This is a genomic window from Nocardioides carbamazepini (assembly GCF_024614185.1).
GTDB lineage: Bacteria > Actinomycetota > Actinomycetes > Propionibacteriales > Nocardioidaceae > Nocardioides > Nocardioides carbamazepini.
This window is the reverse complement of sequence record NZ_JAHTLF010000016.1, coordinates 916,646-935,621: the sequence shown is the minus strand read 5'-3', so window position 1 is coordinate 935,621 and position 18,976 is coordinate 916,646. Positions and strand designations below refer to the sequence as shown.

Annotated in this window: 16 protein-coding genes; 5 read left to right on the top strand and 11 right to left on the bottom strand. The window is 73.9% G+C overall.

Annotated features, from left to right (window positions below):
- Nucleotide 1: 1 nt before the first annotated feature.
- Nucleotides 2-3,859 carry a Pls/PosA family non-ribosomal peptide synthetase gene (locus KVF89_RS17075; protein ID WP_257427285.1) on the bottom strand — a complete coding sequence of 1,286 codons (3,858 nt, stop codon included), beginning with the start codon at nt 3,857-3,859 and terminating at the stop codon, nt 2-4.
- A gap of 92 nt (nt 3,860-3,951) precedes the next feature.
- Between KVF89_RS17075 and KVF89_RS17070 the strand changes: the two genes are divergently transcribed.
- Both KVF89_RS17070 and KVF89_RS17065 read left to right on the top strand, forming a co-directional pair.
- Nucleotides 3,952-5,583, top strand: coding sequence for a long-chain-fatty-acid--CoA ligase (locus KVF89_RS17070; RefSeq protein WP_257427284.1), 1,632 nt, complete (start codon nt 3,952-3,954; stop codon nt 5,581-5,583).
- 67 nt (nt 5,584-5,650) lie between these two features.
- The gene (locus tag KVF89_RS17065; protein WP_257427283.1) at nt 5,651-6,877 is read left to right on the top strand and encodes a S1C family serine protease; all 1,227 of its coding nucleotides are present in this window, start codon (nt 5,651-5,653) and stop codon (nt 6,875-6,877) included.
- Nucleotides 6,878-6,913: 36 nt separating this feature from the next.
- Here the strand turns inward: KVF89_RS17065 and KVF89_RS17060 are convergent, their stop codons facing one another.
- The 5 genes from KVF89_RS17060 to KVF89_RS17040 all read right to left on the bottom strand — a co-directional run bounded on the left by KVF89_RS17060 (nt 6,914) and on the right by KVF89_RS17040 (nt 12,934).
- Nucleotides 6,914-7,096 carry a DUF5302 domain-containing protein gene (locus KVF89_RS17060; RefSeq protein WP_257427282.1) on the bottom strand — a complete coding sequence of 61 codons (183 nt, stop codon included), beginning with the start codon at nt 7,094-7,096 and terminating at the stop codon, nt 6,914-6,916.
- Nucleotides 7,097-7,161: 65 nt separating this feature from the next.
- The gene (locus KVF89_RS17055; RefSeq protein ID WP_257427281.1) at nt 7,162-8,862 is read right to left on the bottom strand and encodes an ABC-F family ATP-binding cassette domain-containing protein; all 1,701 of its coding nucleotides are present in this window, start codon (nt 8,860-8,862) and stop codon (nt 7,162-7,164) included.
- Nucleotides 8,863-8,904: 42 nt separating this feature from the next.
- Nucleotides 8,905-11,652: an FtsX-like permease family protein gene (locus KVF89_RS17050; protein ID WP_257427280.1), complete on the bottom strand. Its 2,748-nt coding sequence runs from the start codon at nt 11,650-11,652 to the stop codon at nt 8,905-8,907.
- Nucleotides 11,649-12,389 carry an ABC transporter ATP-binding protein gene (locus tag KVF89_RS17045; protein ID WP_257427279.1) on the bottom strand — a complete coding sequence of 247 codons (741 nt, stop codon included), beginning with the start codon at nt 12,387-12,389 and terminating at the stop codon, nt 11,649-11,651. The genes KVF89_RS17050 and KVF89_RS17045 overlap by 4 nt, the downstream gene beginning before the upstream one ends.
- Nucleotides 12,386-12,934, bottom strand: a complete 549-nt coding sequence (locus tag KVF89_RS17040; protein WP_257427278.1) for a PadR family transcriptional regulator — start codon at nt 12,932-12,934, stop codon at nt 12,386-12,388. Before KVF89_RS17040 ends, KVF89_RS17045 begins: the two co-directional genes overlap by 4 nt.
- A 74-nt stretch (nt 12,935-13,008) precedes the next feature.
- Between KVF89_RS17040 and KVF89_RS17035 the strand changes: the two genes are divergently transcribed.
- Entirely contained in the window at nt 13,009-13,683 is a 675-nt protein-coding gene (locus KVF89_RS17035; protein ID WP_257427277.1) for a maleylpyruvate isomerase family mycothiol-dependent enzyme, read from the top strand.
- Between the two features lie 26 nt (nt 13,684-13,709).
- Here the strand turns inward: KVF89_RS17035 and KVF89_RS17030 are convergent, their stop codons facing one another.
- From KVF89_RS17030 to KVF89_RS17015, 4 genes are read right to left on the bottom strand one after another with little or no spacing between them, the layout of a single operon-like run.
- A complete protein-coding gene (locus tag KVF89_RS17030; protein ID WP_257427276.1) occupies nt 13,710-14,381 on the bottom strand; it encodes an SIMPL domain-containing protein in 672 nt (223 codons plus the stop codon).
- Between the two features lie 25 nt (nt 14,382-14,406).
- Complete coding sequence (locus tag KVF89_RS17025) at nt 14,407-15,018, bottom strand: class I SAM-dependent methyltransferase (RefSeq protein ID WP_257427275.1); 612 nt, start codon at nt 15,016-15,018, stop codon at nt 14,407-14,409.
- The gene (truA, locus tag KVF89_RS17020; protein ID WP_257427274.1) at nt 15,015-15,872 is read right to left on the bottom strand and encodes a tRNA pseudouridine(38-40) synthase TruA; all 858 of its coding nucleotides are present in this window, start codon (nt 15,870-15,872) and stop codon (nt 15,015-15,017) included. The genes KVF89_RS17025 and truA overlap by 4 nt, the downstream gene beginning before the upstream one ends.
- A 9-nt stretch (nt 15,873-15,881) precedes the next feature.
- A complete protein-coding gene (locus tag KVF89_RS17015) occupies nt 15,882-16,823 on the bottom strand; it encodes a PfkB family carbohydrate kinase (protein WP_257427273.1) in 942 nt (313 codons plus the stop codon).
- Between the two features lie 28 nt (nt 16,824-16,851).
- On the opposite strand from KVF89_RS17015, the gene xseA reads away from it, so the two are divergent.
- On the top strand, nt 16,852-18,111 hold the full coding sequence (gene xseA, locus KVF89_RS17010) for an exodeoxyribonuclease VII large subunit (protein ID WP_257427272.1): 1,260 nt from the start codon (nt 16,852-16,854) through the stop codon (nt 18,109-18,111).
- The gene (locus KVF89_RS17005; RefSeq protein ID WP_257427271.1) at nt 18,104-18,343 is read left to right on the top strand and encodes an exodeoxyribonuclease VII small subunit; all 240 of its coding nucleotides are present in this window, start codon (nt 18,104-18,106) and stop codon (nt 18,341-18,343) included. The genes xseA and KVF89_RS17005 overlap by 8 nt, the downstream gene beginning before the upstream one ends.
- Here KVF89_RS17005 and KVF89_RS17000 read toward each other — a convergent pair.
- On the bottom strand, nt 18,340-18,921 hold the full coding sequence (locus KVF89_RS17000) for a DUF4245 family protein (protein ID WP_257427270.1): 582 nt from the start codon (nt 18,919-18,921) through the stop codon (nt 18,340-18,342). The two genes, KVF89_RS17005 and KVF89_RS17000, sit on opposite strands and share 4 nt — an antisense overlap.
- Between the last annotated feature and the right edge of the window lie 55 nt (nt 18,922-18,976).

Here is an 18,976-nt window from a genome sequence, read left to right as displayed (position 1 = left end):
CTCAGTCGGCCCACGGACCGATGGGGTTGCCGATCCAGCGCGTCTTGTCCGGCACGGACTCACCCCTCATCACCAACGACACCGGCCCGACCGTAGCGTGCTTGCCCAACGACGCGGCGGGCAGCACCACCGAGTTGGGGCCGACGGTGGCGCCGCGGTGCAGCCGGACCGTGTCGGTGACGAGCAGCCGGTCGTGGAAGAGGTGGGTCTGCACCACGCTGCCCTGGTTGACGGTGGCGCCGTCGCCGAGCTCGACGAGGTCGGGCTCGGGCAGCCAGTACGACTCGCACCACACGCCGCGACCCACGCGGGCTCCCATCGCGCGGAACCAGACCGTGATGAGCGGCGACCCGGTCGCCAGGCCCGCGAACCACGGGGTCGCGACGACCTCGACGAAGGTGTCGGCGAGCTCGTTGCGCCACACGAACGAGCTCCATAGCGGGTGCGAGCCCGCCCGGACCCGGCCGACCAGCAGCCACTTCGCGAGGATCGCGACCACACCGGCGACGAGGCCGGCAACCCACAGCAGGAGCGGTACGACGAGCGCGCCGGCCGGCGCGCCGTACCGGTCCCCGACGGCGAGGATGCCGAGGATGACGGCGAGGTGCAGGGACACGGCGAGCGTGACCGGGAGCAGACGGGCGACCTCCCAGCAGGCGCGGGCGACCTTGAGCCGGGTCGGCGGGGCGTAGGTGCGCTCGTCGACCGAGCCCTGGGCGGCCCGGCGCAACGGGGCCGGCGGACTGCCGAGCCAGGACTCGCCGGCCTTGACGGTGCCGCGGGCCGGCGCTGCCGAGAGCACCGCGACGAGCGACCTCTTGGGCACCTTGCGTCCCGGCGCGGCCATGGCGGAGTTGCCGACGAAGGCGCGCTTGCCGACCTTCACCCGCTCGGCACGCAGCCAGCCGCCGCCGAGCTCGTAGCCACCGATCAGGGTGTCGTCGGCGAGGAACGCCTGGTCGCTGACGCTCACCAGCGACGGGATCATCAGGGCGGTGGAGGCTTCCACGTCCTTGCCGATCCGGGCGCCGAGCAGCCGCAGCCAGACCGGGGTGAGCTGGGAGCTGTAGAGCGGGAACAGCCAGGTCCGGGCCTCGTCGAGCACCCGGATCGTCGACCACACGCACAGGGCGGGTCGGCTCTGCAGCGGATGGGCGCCGGCCCGGACGCCCAGCGCGAGCAGCCGGACGACACCGAGGATCAGGGCGGCCAGGACCACGAACCCGGCCACGACACCCGGCACCAGCCAGGGCGCCAGGGCCGCCGCCGCGTCGCCCGCGCCGGTGGTGCCGCCGACGTCGGCGAGCAGCAGGACGGGGACCGCCACGACCAGCACGGCGATCGCGGGAAGGCAGGACAGGGCGCCCGCCACGGCGGCGTACGCCGTCGCCCAGGTCCGCAGCGAGCCACGCGACGCCGGCGGGCGCTCGGCCCACGGACCACGGGCCACGGCGCTCATCCGGACGGCCGGTGCGCCGGACCAGAACTCGCCGACCGGGACCTCGCCGAAGACGGCCGAGCCGGGTGCGACCTCCGCGTCGTCGCCGACGATCGCGCCGGGACAGAGCATCGAGCGGGTGCCGACCCGGGCGCGACGCCCGATCCGGATCCCGCCGACGTGGAGCGTGTCGCCGTCGATCCAATAGCCGGTGAGGTCGACCTCGGGCTCGACCGAGGCCCCCTTGCCGACCGTCAGGTGACCGGTGACGGGTGGCAGCGAGTGGAGGTCGGCGCCGCGGGCCACCTTCGCACCGAGGAGGCGGGCGTACCAGGTGATGTACGGCGCACCGGCGAGCCGGGTCGCGCCGAGCTCGTCGGCGATCCGCTCGGCCATCCAGATCCGCAGGTGCACCTTGCCGCCGCGCGGATAGGCACCGGGCCGCACGCCCGCGAGCACCGCCCGGGCCAGCTTGGCGGCCACGAGCATCCGGCCCGGCGGGCTGACGAAGACGACGAGCAGCAGCACCAGCAGCCACCACGGCGGGGCCGGCAGCCAGGGGACGTCGAGCAGGTCGTGCAGGATCCGCGCGGCCGTGAGGGTGGCGGCGATCCAGCGGGGCGCGGCGAGGGCCCGGAGCAGGGGGACGGCGAGCACCTGGCCGACCTGCGTCTTGCGCGGGATCGGCTTCACCTTGCGGCTCTGCTCGGCCAGCGCGGACGGCTCGAGGGAGTCGAGGAAGCCCGCCAGCCCGTCGACCGTCGGGTTCTCGTAGAGGTCGGCGACCGTCAGGTCGGCGTGATCGGCGCGGAGCAGGGTGACCACCTGCGCGGCGGTCAGGCTGCCGCCGCCCAGGTCGAAGAAGTCCGATCCGGGACCGTCGGGGACGGCGCCGATGACCTTCTGCCAGACCTCCGCGATCCGCGCGGCGGTGCCGTGCAGGCCCGCGTCGGCCGGATCCGCGGCAGCCAGCGGCCACGGCAGCGCGTCGCGGTCCACCTTGCCGGAGATGCGGGTCGGGATGTCGTCGACGACGGCCAGGCGCGGCACCAGCGCGGCCGGCATCGTGGCCCGCAGGTGCGCGGTGGCGGCGGCACCGTCGTACGTCGCGGTGGTGGCGACGTAGCCGACCAGCAGCTGGTTGCCGGTGCTGGTGCGGCGTACGGCGGCAGCGGCCCCGGTGACGCCGGGCAGGGCCAGCAGGGCCGAGTCGATCTCGCCGAGCTCGATCCGCCGGCCGCCGACCTTGACCTGGTCGTCGGCGCGGCCGGTGAAGAGCAGGCCGGCCGGGTCGTTCACGACGATGTCGCCGCTGCGATAGGCGCGGTCCCAGCCGAGCGTGGGCATGGGGGCGTACTTCTCGGCGTCCTTGGCCGGGTCGAGGTAGCGGGCCAGTCCGACGCCGCCGATGATCAGCTCGCCCCGCTCCCCCTCGGCGACCGGCTCGCCGGTCGCGGGGTCGACGACGGCCAGGTCCCAGCCCGCGAGCGGGAGGCCGATCCGGACCGGGCCCTCGGCCTCGACGAGCGCGCCGCAGGCGACGACCGTCGCCTCGGTGGGGCCGTAGGTGTTCCAGACCTCGCGACCGTCGCGCACCAGGCGGGCGGCGACTTCCGGCGGGAGGGCCTCGCCGCCGAGGATGAGCAGCCGGACCCGCTCGAGCGCGTCGTCGGGCCACAGGCTGACCAGGGTCGGGACGGTGGAGACGACCGTGATGGCGTTGGCCGTCAGCCAGGGCCCGACGTCGACCCCGCTGCGCACGAGTGCCCGCGGCGCCGGGACCAGGCAGGCGCCGTACCGCCAGGCCAGCCACATCTCCTCGCAGCTCGCGTCGAAGGCGACGCTGAGGCCGGCCATCACGCGGTCGGCCGGGCCGAGCGGCGCCTCCTGCAGGAACATGCCGGCCTCGGCGTCGACGAAGGCCGCGGCGTTGCGATGCGTGACCGCCACGCCCTTGGGCGTGCCCGTCGAGCCGGACGTGAAGATCACCCAGGCGTCGTCCCCGACGACCGGGTCGCGCCGGTCCCGGGCGGGAGCCTCGCGACGGGAATCGATGACCAGGCCGGCACCGACGACCGCGACGACCCGCGCCTCGCCGAAGACCAGCCGGGCGCGCTCCTCGGGGTCGTCGGCGTCCACGGGGACATAGGCCGCGCCGGCGAAGAGGACGCCCATGATCGCGACGTACAGGTCGGTCGTGCCGGACGGCAGCCGGACCCCGACCTTGTCCCCCGGACCGATCCCGAGCTCGGCGAGCTCGATGGCCACGATCTCCGCGGCCTCCGCGAACTCCGCGTAGGTCACGGTGTCGTTGCCGCTGTCGAGCGCCATCGCATCCGGGTGGTCGGCCGCCGTACGACGGAGCACATCGACGAGCGTGCGCGGCGCCGGTGCCTCGACACCGCGGAGCAGGGGGTTCACCTCTCGATCGTCGTCGGTCCGGGTGAACGCAAGGTGACCGGTTGATGCGTGGTCCGTTGTGCCGCTTTGTGATGTGAGCCACAATCTGCGAGATGAGCGCGACGACGGAGTCCCAGCCCCCCGCACCTGCCCGCGCGTGGCCCCCGGCCACGCCGCCCGAGCCGACCTACATCGAGGACCGGCTCAACTACTGGGCGGAGGCGACGCCCGACGCCGAGGCGATGACCTACCTCGGGCGCACCTGGACGTGGAAGGAGTGGCACGACCGCGTCCACCGCGCCGCCGGCGGGCTGCGCGACCTCGGCATCGCCCGCGGCGATGTCGTGTCCTTCCTCGACAAGAACCACCCGGCGTGCGTCGAGATCAGCCTCGCGGCCGGGTCGATCGGCGCCGCCAACGCGATCATCAACTGGCGCTCGGCCGGCGACGAGATCGACTACGCCGTCAACGACTCCGGCGCCAAGGTGCTCTTCGTGGGACGCGAGCTGATGCCCACCATCGAGGCGATCCGCGACCGGCTGCCGAACGTGCGGACGATCATCGAGGTCACCCCCGACGGCGGCGAGGACGACGAGTACGAGCGGTTCCTCGCCGCGGCCACGCCGTGCGACGACGGGCCGGACGTGCTCGAGGACGACGTGTGCCTGGTCATGTACTCCTCCGGCACCACCGGCCGGCCCAAGGGCGTGATGCTCACGCACCGCAACATGGTCCGGCACACGATCAACGCCCACGACGGCTGGGGCTTCGAGCCCGGCGACAAGTCGATGGTGGCCATGCCGCTGTTCCACGTCGGCGGGTCGTCGTACGTCCTCTTCGGCATCCACGACGGCATCCCGAGCGTGATGACCCGCGAGCCGGATGCCGCCTCCCTCGCCGGCGCGATCATGGCGGGCGCGAACCGCACCTTCCTCGTGCCCGCCGTCCTCGCCCAGGTGCTCCAGGCCGGACCCGACGCGGTCAAGCTGTTCGGCCTGCTCAAGACCTACACGTACGGCGCCGCGCCGATGCCGCCCCCGCTGCTCCGTGCCGCGATGGAGGCCTGGCCGGACACCGACTTCATCCAGGTCTACGGGCTCACCGAGGTCGCCGGGGTGGCCACCCACCTGATGCCCGAGGACCACCGCACCGCCGAGGCCGACGGTCACCCGGAGCGTCTCGTCTCCGCCGGCAAGCCGCTGCCGGAGTGCGAGGTCCGGATCGTCGACCCGGCGACGCTGTCCGACGTCGAGGTGGGCGAGCACGGCGAGATCTGGCTCAGGACACCGCAGCTGATGAAGGGCTTCCTCAACAAGCCCGAGGCGACGGCCGAGGTGGTCACCTCCGACGGCTGGTTCCGGACGGGCGACATGGGCCACGTCGACGAGGACGGCTTCGTCTTCGTGTCCGACCGCCTCAAGGACATGATCATCACCGGCGGCGAGAACGTGTACTCCCCCGAGGTCGAGCGGGTCCTCTCCGAGCACCCCGGCGTGCTCGAGGTCGCCGTGATCGGCGTACCGGACCCGACGTGGGGCGAGTCGGTCAAGGCCGTCGTCGCGCTCACCCAGGGCTCGGATGCCAGCGAGGTCGAGCTGATCGAGTGGACCCGCGAGCGGCTGGCGCACTTCAAGGCACCCAAGACCGTCGACATCATCGCCGCCCTGCCGCGCAACCCCACCGGCAAGATCCTGAAGCGAGAGCTGCGCAAGCCGTACTGGGAGGAGCGGTCCCGCCAGGTGTAGCCCGGCTCAGAGGAAGTCCTCAAGCGGTCCTCAGCCGGATCACAGGGACGACTCGCACAGTGGAGGCATGACCCAGGCCCCGCCCCCGATCCTCCCGGCCCAGCCGGCGCCCTCCGCTCCCCCGTCGTTCCCGCCGCCCTCCTCCCACGAGTGGCCGCCGGCGCCGGAGCGGCGACCGCGGCGGGCCGGGTTCGCGGTGGCGGTCCTCACCGGCGCGCTGCTGGTCGGGGGCGGGGCCGGGATCGGCGGCGCGGCGCTCTACGACGCGGCGTCCGGCGACGGCGGCAGTGCCGGCGGCCGTACGACGTCGCTGCCGGTCGTCGACAGCGGCAATCGGCCCGCGGCGTCCGGGAGTGTGGAGTCGGTCGCGTCCGCCGTGCTGCCGTCCGTGGTGGCGCTGGACGTCCGGGGCGCGGGCGGCGCGGGCAGCGGCTCGGGCGTCGTGCTCGACAGCGACGGCCTCATCCTCACCAACGACCACGTGGTCACCCTCGGCGGCGAGATCCCGGCCGACCAGGCCGAGGTGACCGTGTCGTTCAACAACGGCACGAAGGTGCGAGGAACCGTGGTCGGCACCGACCCCCTCACCGACACCGCCCTCGTCAAGGTCGAGGGCGTGGACGACCTGAAGCCGATCACGATCGGCAAGTCGAGCAACCTCGACGTGGGCGAGCAGGTGGTCGCGATCGGGTCGCCCTTCGGCCTGGACGCGACCGTCACCAGCGGCATCGTCAGCGCGCTCGACCGGCCGGTCGAGGTCGCCCGCGACGCCCAGGGCAACGCCACCGCCTATCCGGCCATCCAGACCGACGCCGCGATCAACCCCGGCAACAGCGGCGGCCCGCTGGTCAACATGGACGGCCAGCTGGTCGGCATCAACGCGTCCATCCGCTCGACGTCCTCCGGCCAGGGTGCCGAGTCGGGCTCGATCGGCCTCGGCTTCGCGATCCCGATCGACGAGGTGCTGCCGATCATCGACCAGCTCCGGGCCGGGGACACCCCGACCCACGCCCGGCTGGGCATCCAGGTGGCGGACGCGGCGGGTACGGCGGGCTCCAGCGACACCACCCTCAGCGGCGCTCGGATCGCCGAGATCGAGAACGGCTCGGCCGCGGCCGACGCCGGCCTGGCGAAGGACGACGTCATCACCGCCATCGACGGCCGCCAGATCGAGAACAGCGAGGCGCTCATCGCCACGGTGCGGTCCTACCGGCCCGGCGACAGCGTGAAGGTGACCTACCTACGCGGCGACAAGGAGAGCACCACCGAGCTCGAGCTCGGCTCGGACGCCTGACCGGCGCCTCTCCCCCTCGACCAGTTCCCAGGGCGGTCAGGAGCCGCCGCCACCGGCCTTGCGCCGGTGCATCTTCGGAGCGCCGCCCACCACCTCGGAGCCGTGCGCCTTCTCCTTCGTCGGGCCGTCGGCGTGGACGCCCTGCTCCTTGTGGTTCTTGCGGTCGAGGGCCTCGCGCATCTTCGCCTTGAGATCGTCGTTCGCGCCGTTGTCAGCCATGGTGGTCCTTCCTCAGCGGGGGTGACGGCTCCACCGTCCCATCCGAACGGCGCCGAACCAAGAGGTTATCGGCCGCGGGCGACCCGTCCCTCGTCCCACACCGGTCCGTCGGACTCGTAGACGGTGCCATCGGCGCCGAACACGCAGAACCGGTCGAAGCCACGGGCGAACCAGCGGTCGTGGGTCACCGCGACCACCGTCCCGTCGAACGCGTCGAGCCCCTCCTCCAGCGCCTCGGCCGACTGGACGTCGAGGTTGTCGGTGGGCTCGTCGAGGAGCAGCAGGGTCGCCCCGGAGAGCTCGAGCAGCAGGATCTGGAAGCGCGCCTGCTGGCCGCCCGAGAGGGAGTCGAACGACTGCTCGGCACTCCCCGCCAGCTCATAGCGGTCGAGCACCCGGCTCGCCGCCTCGCGGCCCATGCCCTGGCGGCCGCCCGGCGTCCCGTCGCCGCGGTGCAGGATCTCCAGCAGGGTCCGGCCCGCCAGCTCGGGGTGCTCGTGGGTCTGGACGAACCAGCCCGGGCGCACCCGCGCACCGAGCCGGGCGCGGCCGGTGTGGGCGACGGGCGCGATCGGCACGTCGCCCACCGGACGGTGCTCGACGTCGGGGTCGCTGCCGCCCGCCGCGAGCAGCCGCAGGAAGTGGGACTTGCCGGATCCGTTGGAGCCGAGCACGGCCAGCCGGTCGCCGTACCAGACCTCGAGGTCGAACGGCTTCATCAGCCCGGTGAGCTCGACGTCCTCGCAGACGACCGCGCGCTTGCCGGTCCGGGCGCCGGACAGGCGCATCGTGACCTGCTGCTCGCGCGGCTGCTCGGTCGGCGGGCCGGCCTCCTCGAACTTCCGCAGCCGGGTCTGCGCCGCGCGGTACTGCGAGGACATCCCGTCGTTGTACTCGGCCTTGACCTTGAGCCGGAGCACCAGCGCCTTGAGCTTGGCGTGCTCCTCGTCCCAGCGGCGACGCAGCTCGGCGAAGCGGGCGAAGCGGTCCTTGCGCGCCTCGTGGTACGACGCGAAGCCGCCCGGGTGCGTCCACGTGCTGTTGCCGCCGCCGCCCGCGCCGAGCTCGACGGTCACGACGTGGGTCGCGGCGTTGGCGAGCAGCTCCCGGTCGTGGCTGATGAACAGGATGGTCTTGTCCGAGGCGGCGATCCGCTGCTCGAGCCAGATCTTGCCGGGGACGTCGAGGAAGTTGTCCGGCTCGTCGAGCAGCAGCACCTCCTCCGGCCCGGCGAGGAGGTACTCCAGCACCAGCCGCTTCTGCTCGCCGCCCGACAGGGTCCGCAGCTCGCGGTACTTCGCCCGGTCGTAGGGCACCCCCAGCGCCTTCACGGTGCACACGTCCCAGACGACCTCGACGTCGTACCCGCCCGCGTCGGCGTACTCCGCCAGGGCGTGGGCATACGCGAGCTGGGTGGACTCGTCGTCGGTGTCCATCAGGGCCAGCTCCCAACGGTCGACCTCGGCGGTCGCGACCCGCACCCGCTCAGGAGCGAGGGCGAGCAGGAGGTCGGCGATCGTAGGCTCCTCGCCCAGGCCGCGGTCCACCATCTGCCGCATCACGCCCAGCCCGCCGGACCGTGTCACCGCTCCGGCATGCGGCATCAGGTCGCCGGTGATGATCCGGAACAGCGTGGTCTTGCCGGCGCCGTTGGCGCCGACCAGCGCCACCTTCGCGCCCTCACCGACCCGGAACGACACATCGTCGAGCAGCACCCGCCCGTCGGGCAGCTCGTACCGGACGCCGGCGACCTCCACATGACCCACGAGGGTCGATTGTCCGGGTTGAGGCCGCCGACCGCGAGCCGATTACGCACGCCGCTCCAGCATCGGCACCCGCGAGCGCGTGCAGGCCGCCGTGATCAGCGCCGCGAGCACGGGCACCCCGAGCGCCGCGCCGGCGAGATTCGCCCACGGCACGGTGAACGACGGCGCCCCGAACGTCGCGCGCAGGGCGTAGGAGACGAAGGTCCCGAGGACCACCCCGACCAGCGCGCCGACCCCCGAGATGACCAGTGCCTGCGCGCCGGCCAGCCGACGGCGTACGGCGGGATCAGCGCCCACCGCGGACAGCGTCGCCAGCTCTCGGCGACCCTCCGCAGCCGAGAGCGCGACGGCGATCGCGACGCCGATCAAGGTGACCAGACCCGCCAGGCCACCGATCACCAGCAGCGCGATCCCGCTGTCGGAGTGGTACGGCTGGTCGACCGACCCCGCCGCCCGGTGGCCCTCCCCCGCGGCCCGCAGGCCGGCGCGGACCTGGACCCGCGTCGCGTCGGCGTCGTAGGTGACGAACCGGTTGGTCGCCGACACCACCAGCCCGTTGCGCTCGGCGGTCTCGGCGCTCATCAGCACGGCCGGCATCGACGCGTAGGTGGTCTTCGGCTCGACCGCCCGGGCCGGCAGCGACAGCCTCGGGACATCGTCCTCCTGGACGACTCCGTCGGCATCGGCCTCCGCCCGACCCTCGAGGTGGGCGGTGACCCTGCCGTCGCCGCCGACCAGACCCGACATCAGCGCCAGCGCCTCACCGTCGGTGAGCGCGGCGGTCTCCTCGGTGCTCAGATCGCGCCCCAGGATCGCGCGGGCCAGCGCCGGATCCGCGATCGCCGCCGACCCGCTCGCGCCGTAGCTGACGCAGTCGGCCGGGCAGCTGATGCCGCCGTCGAACCACAGTTGCTCGACGTCGGCGCTGCCCTGCTCCCGCCGCAGCGCGGACGTCGGGTAACCGAGCTCGGTGGCTGCCAGCACCCGCCCGTCCGGCAGGGCCTCAGCAGCGCGCTGCGCCGCCTCGTCCATGGCCGTCGATCCGTCCGCGCCGACGACATAGGTCGGGTAGACCTGCATCACGCCCGGCGGCAGCTGCGGGATCCAGGCCGCCTCATCGCCCCGCTCGCTGCCGGCGATCGCGAAGGCCGCGACGACCGATCCGGCCACGGCCAGCATGATCGCGCTCGCCGCCGGTCCCGTGCGGTGCCGGTGCCGGTCGGCGTCCCGCAGGGCGATCCGGCCGGCGAGCGGAAGCCGGGCGCCGAGCCGGCCGAGCCGACCGATGACGACCGGCATGGCGAGGACCAGGCCGGCGATGGCGAGGACGGCACCCAGCAGCACCAACGCGATGGGCACGGTCGGGGTCGGCGCCGACAGGTAGCTGCCGGTCTGCTTGGCCACGGCGAGCGCCTCGGAGTACTGCTCGAAGTCGTCGGCCATCTGCGCGCTGCCGAGCAGCGCCAGGACGGCGCCGGCCAGGATGCCCGCGGCGCCGAGGAGCCCGGCTCGCCGCGAGCGCGCGCCGGTGACGCGGAACCGGCCGGACAGCGCGTCGAGCGGCTGCTGACGCGCCGCGCCGATCGCCGGGACCACCGCCGCCAGCACACCCGAGAGGATGCCGACGACCACGGCGATCAGCACCTCGGGCCCGAACCGGAAGACCGGCAGCACCGAGCCATTGAGCCACTCCCACAGCGGCCAGCCCAGCCAGGCGACCAGGAAGCCGACCGCGACACCGCCCGTCGTACCGATGACGCCGAGGGTGGCCCCCTGCACCAGCAGCACCGCGCGCAGCTGGCGCGGCGAGGCGCCCCCCGCGTTGATCAGCCCCATGTCGCGCACCTGCTTGCGGGCGCCGACCGCGAAGGCGGCGCCGGCGAGCAGGATCACCTCGAGCAGCCCGAGGCCGACGATCAGGGTCGTGAGCGCGGCACCCCGCAGCTCGTCGGCGGTCAGCGCCGGCTCGTCCCAGATCCGGTAGCGGTCGGGGTGCAGGTAGGTGTCGCGCGGGTACAGCAGCACCCCCTGCTCGGCCAGGGACATGGCCAGAGTCCCGGCGTCGACGCCGGCCGGGAGGTCGACGAGGTACGTCGGCCGGCTCGCCTCCCAGCCGGAGCCGTCGGCCCCGCGGGCCGGGACGAGCATCTGGCCGGGCTGGGCGTACACCGAGTCGCAGGCGCGGCACTGCTCGTCGCGGACGATCCCGCTGACCGGCAGCCGGACGCCGCTGATGTCGTCGGTGACGGTGTCACCCGCGCCGACCTTCATCGCGGCGGCTGCCGAGTCGGTGAGGACCACCTCGCCCGCCTTCGGGTACCTGCCCTCGCGCAGCTGAAGCCGGTTCGGCTGCAGCCGCGACGGCATGGTGGCGAACTGGAGCGGCATCTCCTCGAGGTCCGCGCCGTCCCCCACCCCCAGCAGCACCCCCGATCCCGACCCGTCCTCGTCGTCCGACTCGAGCCGGGTACCGCGGGGCAGCAGCGCGGTGACGTCGACGCTCGCCGGGTCCCGCTTCTCGACACCGTCCTCGAAGTAGTAGCCCTCCCACTCGGTCGACAGCTGGAAGCCCTCGAGCGTGACCTGGTCGGTCACCACGAGCTTGGCGTCGGCGTTGCCGAGCGCCAGGTACGCGTCGCGGGCCGGGGAGTCGCTGGAGCGGTAGAGCACGTCGCTGAAGGTCGCCACCGCCACCGGGAGCCCGATCAGCAGGGCGATCAGGGCCGACCGGGCCAGGTTGCGACGGATCGAGCGGCGGGCCATCCGCTGCGCGGGGCGCCACACGCTCATGTCAGCGCCCCCAGGTCGACGGCGACGGGAGCGCTGGCGGTGGTCTCGTCGACGATCGCGCCGTCGCTGATGAAGACCACGCGGTCGGCCCACGCGGAGTGCCGCGGCTCGTGCGTCACGAGCAGGCAGGCCGCGCCGGCGTTGCAACGGGCGCGCAGCATGCGCAGCACGCCCTCACCGGTCTCGCTGTCGAGGGCGCCGGTGGGCTCGTCGGCGAGCACCAGGCGGCGCGGTCCGACCAGGGCCCGGGCGATCGCCACCCGCTGCTGCTGCCCGCCCGACATCTCGTCGGGGAAGCGGTCCGCGACCTCGCGCAGGCCGATCTCCTCCAGCGCGGCGAGCGCCTCGGTCCGCGCGTCGGCGGCGCGGACGCCGTCGAGCTCGCGCGGCAGGGCGATGTTCTCGGCCGCGGTCAGGGACGGCACCAGGTTGAGGTCCTGGAAGACGTAGCCGATCGAGCGGCGGCGCAGCCGCGCCAGCTCCTTGCGGGACAGCCCGGACATCGACCGGCCCTCGACGAGCACGTCACCCGTGCTGGGCGCGTCGAGGCCGCCGGCGAGGTGCAGGAGGGTGCTCTTGCCGGAGCCGGACGCGCCGCGGACCGCGACCAGCTCGCCGGGTGCGATGCTCAGGGACGCGCCGTGCAGCGCGGTCACGAGGGTCGCGCCGGCGCCGTACACCTTGCCGGCGTTGCGAAGCTCCAGGACGGGGTTGGCCAGGACGGGGTTGGCGGTCACTGGACGGCCTCCTTCTCGGGGGTCTGGGTGGTTCGTGCCTTCCGGAGCCGGGCCTCGCACCGGTCGAGCCAGCTCACCTCGGCCTCGACGGCGAAGATCAGCGAGTCGATGACCATCACCCGGGCGAGGTCCTCCTCGGGGACGGTGACCTTGAGCCGGGTCAGCGACTGCAGCGAGCTCATCGCCTGGCTGCGCTGGGCCTGCACCACCTCACGGGCCTCGACCCCCGGCGTGCTGACAGCCATCGCCAGCTTGATGGCGAGCTCGTCGCGCGGGCGCGACTCCTGCGCGATGGGCGAGCCGAACCAGTCGGCCAGCTCGGCGCGGCCGGACGGCGTGAGGGCGTAGACCACCCGACCGTCGTCGTCGGGCACCCCGTCGGCCTCGATCTGGCCGCCCTTCTCCAGCCGCTGGAGGGTCGAGTACACCTGCCCGATGTTCAGCGGCCAGGCCGAACCGGTCGCTGCCTCGAACTCGGCCTTGAGCTGGTAGCCGTACTTCGGGCCCGGCGCCAGCAGCGCCAGGAGACCGTGCTTGATGGACATGAGTACGGAGTATGCATACGCCGTATCCATATGTCCAGCGCCTCGCCGTCCGTGGTGCCTGCGAGAATCGCCGGATGGAGTGGATCGACCTGCTGGAGGACACGACCGGCCGCTTCGCGGAGGTACTCGCGACCGGCGACCTCACCGCGCCCGTCCCGACCTGCCCGGGCTGGACCCTCGCCGACCTCGGCGAGCACACCCGCTGGGTGCACGCCTGGGCCGCGCACGCGATCACCGACGGCAACCCGAACGGCGACAGCCCGGCGCCGGGCCCGGAGCGGGAGGCGCTCCTGGCCGGCTACCGCGCCGCGGCCGCCCACCTCGTCGACGTCCTGCGGCGCACCTCCCCCGACGCCCCGGCCTGGGCGTTCGGCCCGGAGACGAAGGCGGGATTCTGGCGACGCCGCCAGGTCCACGAGGTCACCATGCACCTGTACGACGCCCTCGGCTCCCAGGGCCGCACCGGGGACTGGCAGCCGACCCCCGAGCTCGGCTGGGACGGCGTCGACGAGGTGGCGACGCTCTTCTACCCGCGTCAGGTGCGGCTGGGCCGCAGCGACCCGCTGCCGGCACCGGTCCGGCTCAGCGCCACCGACCTCGACCGCTCGCTCGTGCTCGAGCCCGAGGCCGCGGGCGAGCCGGTGGAGCTGGGCGCGTCCGCGAGCGACCTGCTGCTCATGCTGTGGGGCCGGGTGCCCGCGACCGGACCGGCCGCCGAGGTGCTCGCCCAGGCCAAGGTCACCTCCTGACCCCACCGCGCGACGCCGCGCCCGGCTCAGTCGACGACGAACCGGGCGTCGACCTCCGCGGAGACCTCGATGTCCTCGGGCGACAGCTCCAGCTCGGCGCCGCCCGCGGCGTCCTTGGCCGCCATCCGCATGAAGGCACCACCGCCTCCGCCCATCGGCGAGATGCCCTGGCTCAGCATGCCGGCATCGGCCACGGCGACCGGCCGGACCGGGCCGAGACCGAGCGCGGCGGCGTACTCCTGGGCACGGCGGGCGGCATCCTGCACGGCGCGGGTGCGGACGGTGCGCTCGAGCTCGATCCGATGGGCCTCGGTGAGCGCCCAGACGACGCCGTCGAGCCGGAACCCCTCCGCCGCGGTGACGAGCTGGCCCACCCAGGTCGTGAGCCGCGCGAAGTCGCGGAACTTCACCTGCACCCCGACGCTCGCGTGGTGCACGAGCGGCAGCTGCTTGCCGTCCTGGTTCCACGGGCGCTCGGCCCAGGTCCGCACGTGCTGGGTGGCCCACCAGGTGACCGGCCCGCTCGCGGGGTCGTGGAGCTCCTGGACCGACGTCCTCACGGCCTCGAGATCGGCGGCGACCCGGTCGTAGACGGGCTGCAGCGCCGGTCCCTGGAAGGCCAGGGTGACCTGCGCGGTGCCGCGCTCGGGCGGCTGGAAGGCGGAGTGGGACCCGCGCACGGTGAACTCGGTCGGCATGTCGCCCACTCTAGGAGCCGATGGGTCAGGAACGCCGGGTCTCGAGGACCCGGAACCCCTTCGCGCTGGCGATCCGCTCGGTCGGGAAGCCCTGCTCGCCGAGCCAGCGCTGCAACGAGTCCGCGCCGAGGTTCTTTCCGACGACCATGACCGCGCGGCCGCCGGGCGCGAGCCGCGGCAGCCAGGTCAGCAGCAGGTCGTGCAGTGCCGCCTTGCCGATCCGGATCGGCGGGTTGGACCAGATCTCGTCGTACGCCGCGACGGGGTCGACGTCCTCCGGGACACGGGCCGCGAAGCGGTCGGTCACGCCGAGCGAGGCGGCGTTCTCGTTGGCCAGCAGGACAGCGCGCTGGTTGACGTCGACGGCGGTGACCGTGGCCGCCGGAGCGGCGAGCGCACAGGCCAGCCCGATCACGCCGTACCCGCAGCCGAGGTCGAGGATCCGGCCGCCGGCGGGTGGTTCGGTCTCACGGAACAGCACGGACGTGCCGATGTCGAGACGACCCCGCGCGAAGACGCCCGATCCACTGGCCAGGTCGAGGTCCAGGCCCCAGACCTGGGCGTGGACCCGAGCCCGCTGGAAGGGCACGGACGGGTCCGCGGAGAAGTAGTGCTCGTCGTCGGCCGGACCGCTCATCCCTCGGCCCCGTCCTCGACGAGGGTACGGCGGGCGGCGGTCTGCTCCGCGCGGGCGGCGAGCCCGGCGGCGTCGGGATAGGCGACCTCCTCGAGGGTCAGCCCGTGCGCGGGGACGACGACCACACCCTGGTCGCGGCGCCGGCCGGTGAGGACCTCGACCGCCCACGCCGGGTCCTTCCGGCCCTCGCCGATGGCGATCATGCAGCCCACCAGCGCCCGCACCATCGAGTGGCAGAACGCGTCGGCCTTCACGTGGCCGACGATCAGCTCGTCCTCGGTGCGGGTCCAACCGAACTCCAGCAGGGTGCGGATCGTGGTCGCGCCCTCCCGGTGCCTGCAGAACGCCGCGAAGTCGTGGAGCCCCACCAACGAGCGCGCCGCCTCGTCCATCGCGGCCACGTCGAGCTCGCGCGGCCAGAAGAGCACGTGGTTGCGGGTGAGCGGGTCGGCGTGCGCGGGGTCGTCGACGATCCGGTACGCGTAGCGCCTCCACAGCGCCGCGAACCTGGCGTCGAAGCCCTCCGGCGCCGCGCTGATCCGGTGCACGCGCACCGTCTTGTCGAGCACGCCGTTGACCCGGCGGGCCAGCACGTCGAGCCGGGTCAGCTGGCGCGCGGCCGTCTCCGAGCCCGCGTCCGGGTCCTCGGGCACGTCGACGTGCACGACCTGGCCGCGCGCGTGCACGCCGGAGTCGGTGCGGCCCGCGCAGGTCACCCGCAACGAGCCCTCCGGCAGCCGCAGCACCGTGGTGAGGGCGGCGGTCAGCTCCGCCTGGACGGTGCGCAGGCCCGGCTGGGACGCCCAGCCCCGGAAGTCACCGCCGTCGTAGGCGAGGTCGATCCGCAGCCGCACCGGACCAGCCTAGGGGCTCGCCGGCTCCAGGTCGGCACGGGTGGGCGGGTCCGCGCCGACCCGGCCGGCCGTCACCGCGGCGGCGCGCGCGGCCCAGGTGAGCGCGGCACTCCAGTCCTCGGATCCGAGGGCGGCGATCCGGTCGCGGCCGCCGGGGCCGAGCAGCGGCCACAGGTGGTCGAGGAGGGCCGCGGCGAAGGTGTCGCCAGCGCCGATGGTGTCGACCACGTCGACCGGCTCGGCAGGCACGCCGCCGGTCGTCCAGTCCACGCCGGAGCAGGCATGCCAGGAGGCGCCGTCACCGCCGTGGGTGACGACGACCGCGACCGGCCCGGGATCCAACGCGAGCACGGCGGCCGCCGACGCCCCCGCGGACCGGTCCGGCCACAGCGCGAGCAGGTCCTCGTCGGAGGCCTTCACGAGCGTGGCCGACGCCGCGGTCCGCAGCACCCGCTCGACCACCTCGGACCGGGCCCCGGTGATCGCGGGGCGCAGGTTGACGTCGTAGGTCACGCAGGTCGTCGGCGCGATCCGCTCGACCAGGGCGAGCACGTCGTCGGCGCCGGGCGCGAGCAGCGGCGCCAGCGAGGTCAGATGCACCACGTGCGGTGGAGCGGCCGGTCCGTCCGGTACGACCGGCAGCCGCCACCCGATGTCGAAGGTGTACGACGCCGCGCCGGTCCCGTCGATCACGGCGTCCGCCCGCGCCGTGGACGCCAGCACGTGCGGGTCGCCGGCAAGCCGCACGCCGGCCGCCCGCAGATGAGTGGCGATCAGCGCACCGGCCGGGTCGTCGGCGTACCCCGTGGCGAGGCGGACCGGTCGCCCGAGCCGGGCCAGCGCGACCGCGACGTTGACGGCCGAGCCGCCAGGGCGTCGCTCCGGCGGGGATCCGTCCGCATGGACCACGTCGAGCACGGCCTCACCGATCACCAGCGCCGTCGCCGTCATGTCGACACCCTGCCATAGGCTCGCGGCCGTGGCCCTCGAGACATCGCTGGAGAAGCCGGCGCCGGTCCGGGCGATCGCGAACGCGCTCGCCGGGTGGATCGACCGGCTCGGCGCGGTGTGGGTCGAGGGCCAGGTCACCCAGATCAACCGACGCCCCGGCCTGGCCACCGTGTTCCTCACGCTGCGCGACTCGGTCGCCGACATCTCCGTGCCGGTCACCTGCTCCCGCGTCCTCTTCGACGGGTTGCCGACGCCGGTGACCGAGGGCGCGAGCGTCGTCATCCACGCCCGGCCCTCCTACTACGCCAACCGCGGCAGCCTGTCGCTCAACGCCCGCGAGATCCGGATGGTCGGCCTCGGCGAGCTGCTCGCCCGCCTGGAGCGCCGCCGCCAGCTGCTGGCCGCCGAGGGACTCTTCGCCCAGGAGCGCAAGCGCCGCCTGCCGGCCGTCCCGCGCCGCATCGGGCTGGTCACCGCGCCGAAGTCCGCCGCCGAGCGCGACGTCCTCGAGAACACCGCCCGCCGCTGGCCGGCCGCCGCCTTCACCACGGCCTACGCGTCGATGCAGGGGCAGCGGTCGGCGACGGAGGTGATCGAGGCCGTCCGCCGCCTCGACGCGGATCCCGAGGTCGACGTCATCGTGGTGGCCCGCGGAGGCGGCTCCGTCGAGGACCTGCTGCCGTTCTCCGACGAGGGCCTGATCCGGGTCGTCGCGGCCGCCCGGACGCCGGTGGTCTCCGCGATCGGCCACGAGCCCGACTCGCCGCTGCTCGACCTCGTCGCCGACGTCCGCGCGTCCACACCGACCGACGCGGCCAAGCTGATCGTCCCCGACATGGCGCAGGAGCGGCTGATGGTCGACCGCGCCCGCGACGCGCTGCGCCGCGCCGCGCGGCACCGCCTCGACCGCGAGCAGGCTCAGCTCGACGCCCTGCGCTCACGCCCGGCGCTCGCCCATCCCGGCAGCCTGATCGATGCCCGCCTCGACGAGCTCGACGACTGGCGCTCCCGGATCCGCCGCCAGCTGGAGTGGCAGCTCGACCGCGCCGCCGACGACCTCGACCACCGCCGTGCGCGGGTCCGCGCGCTCTCCCCGCTGGCCACGCTGCGCCGCGGGTACGCCGTCCTCCAGGATGCCGACGGCGGCGTCGTCACCTCCGTCGGCGCGGTCGCCGCCGACGCGACGATGTCCGTGCGCGTCGCCGACGGCCGCATCCACGTCACCGCCACCACGACCGAGACCATCGCCGCGCCGATCGCCGCATCGACCGAGGAGACCCATGACTGACGACCCGATCTCGGAGACCCCCGAGCAGACCCCCGAGCTGACCTATGAGGAGGCCCGCGCCGAGCTGGTCGACGTGGTCCGTCAGCTCGAGGCCGGCGGCACGACCCTCGAGGAGTCGCTCGCGCTCTGGGAGCGCGGCGAGGCACTGGCCACCATCTGTCAGGGCTGGCTCGACGGCGCCCGGACCCGGCTCGAGGCAGTGCTCGGCGAGGACGACCAGGACGAGGACTAGCCGATCGGCGTGGTGACCAGCACGTCGACGACCGCCCGCAGGTCCTCGGCCGGCGCCGAGCCGAAGACCAGGACGGTCTCGTCACCGACCTCCGCGGCGTACGCCGAGTCGCCACCGTCGTCGGCGTAGCCCTTCCAGTCCCGCGCCACCGGTGCGGGCACGTCGGCCGGGACCGTGTAGCCGTCGGCGGGCTCGGTCTTCTCGTCGACCCACCGGGACAGCAGCGCGGTGACCGAGGAGTCCTCCTGCCGCACGGCGACGAACTTCCCGCCGTCGGTCAGCATCCGGATCATGAACACCGGGTCGTCGCCCGGTGTGACGTCGACGCCGGTGGCGATCCAGTCCTTGGGGAGGGTCGCGGGGTAGATCGGGGTGAGGCCGGCCTGTTGCGCGGACTGCACCGTCTCGACGTAGTCGACCGCCTCGGGCTCGATCTCGAGCTCGGAGCGGAAGACGCCCATGAAGTAGAGCAGGCCGGCGATGGCGACGACCGTGACGACGAGGGAGGTCACGAGGCCCACCACGGACCGCTGGTAGCGACCCGGGCTGCCCGACGGCTGTGCCTGCTGCGTGCTCATGTCCCGACCAGTGTCCCAGCCGACCGAGAACCGAGAGGTCGCACCCCCTGAGATC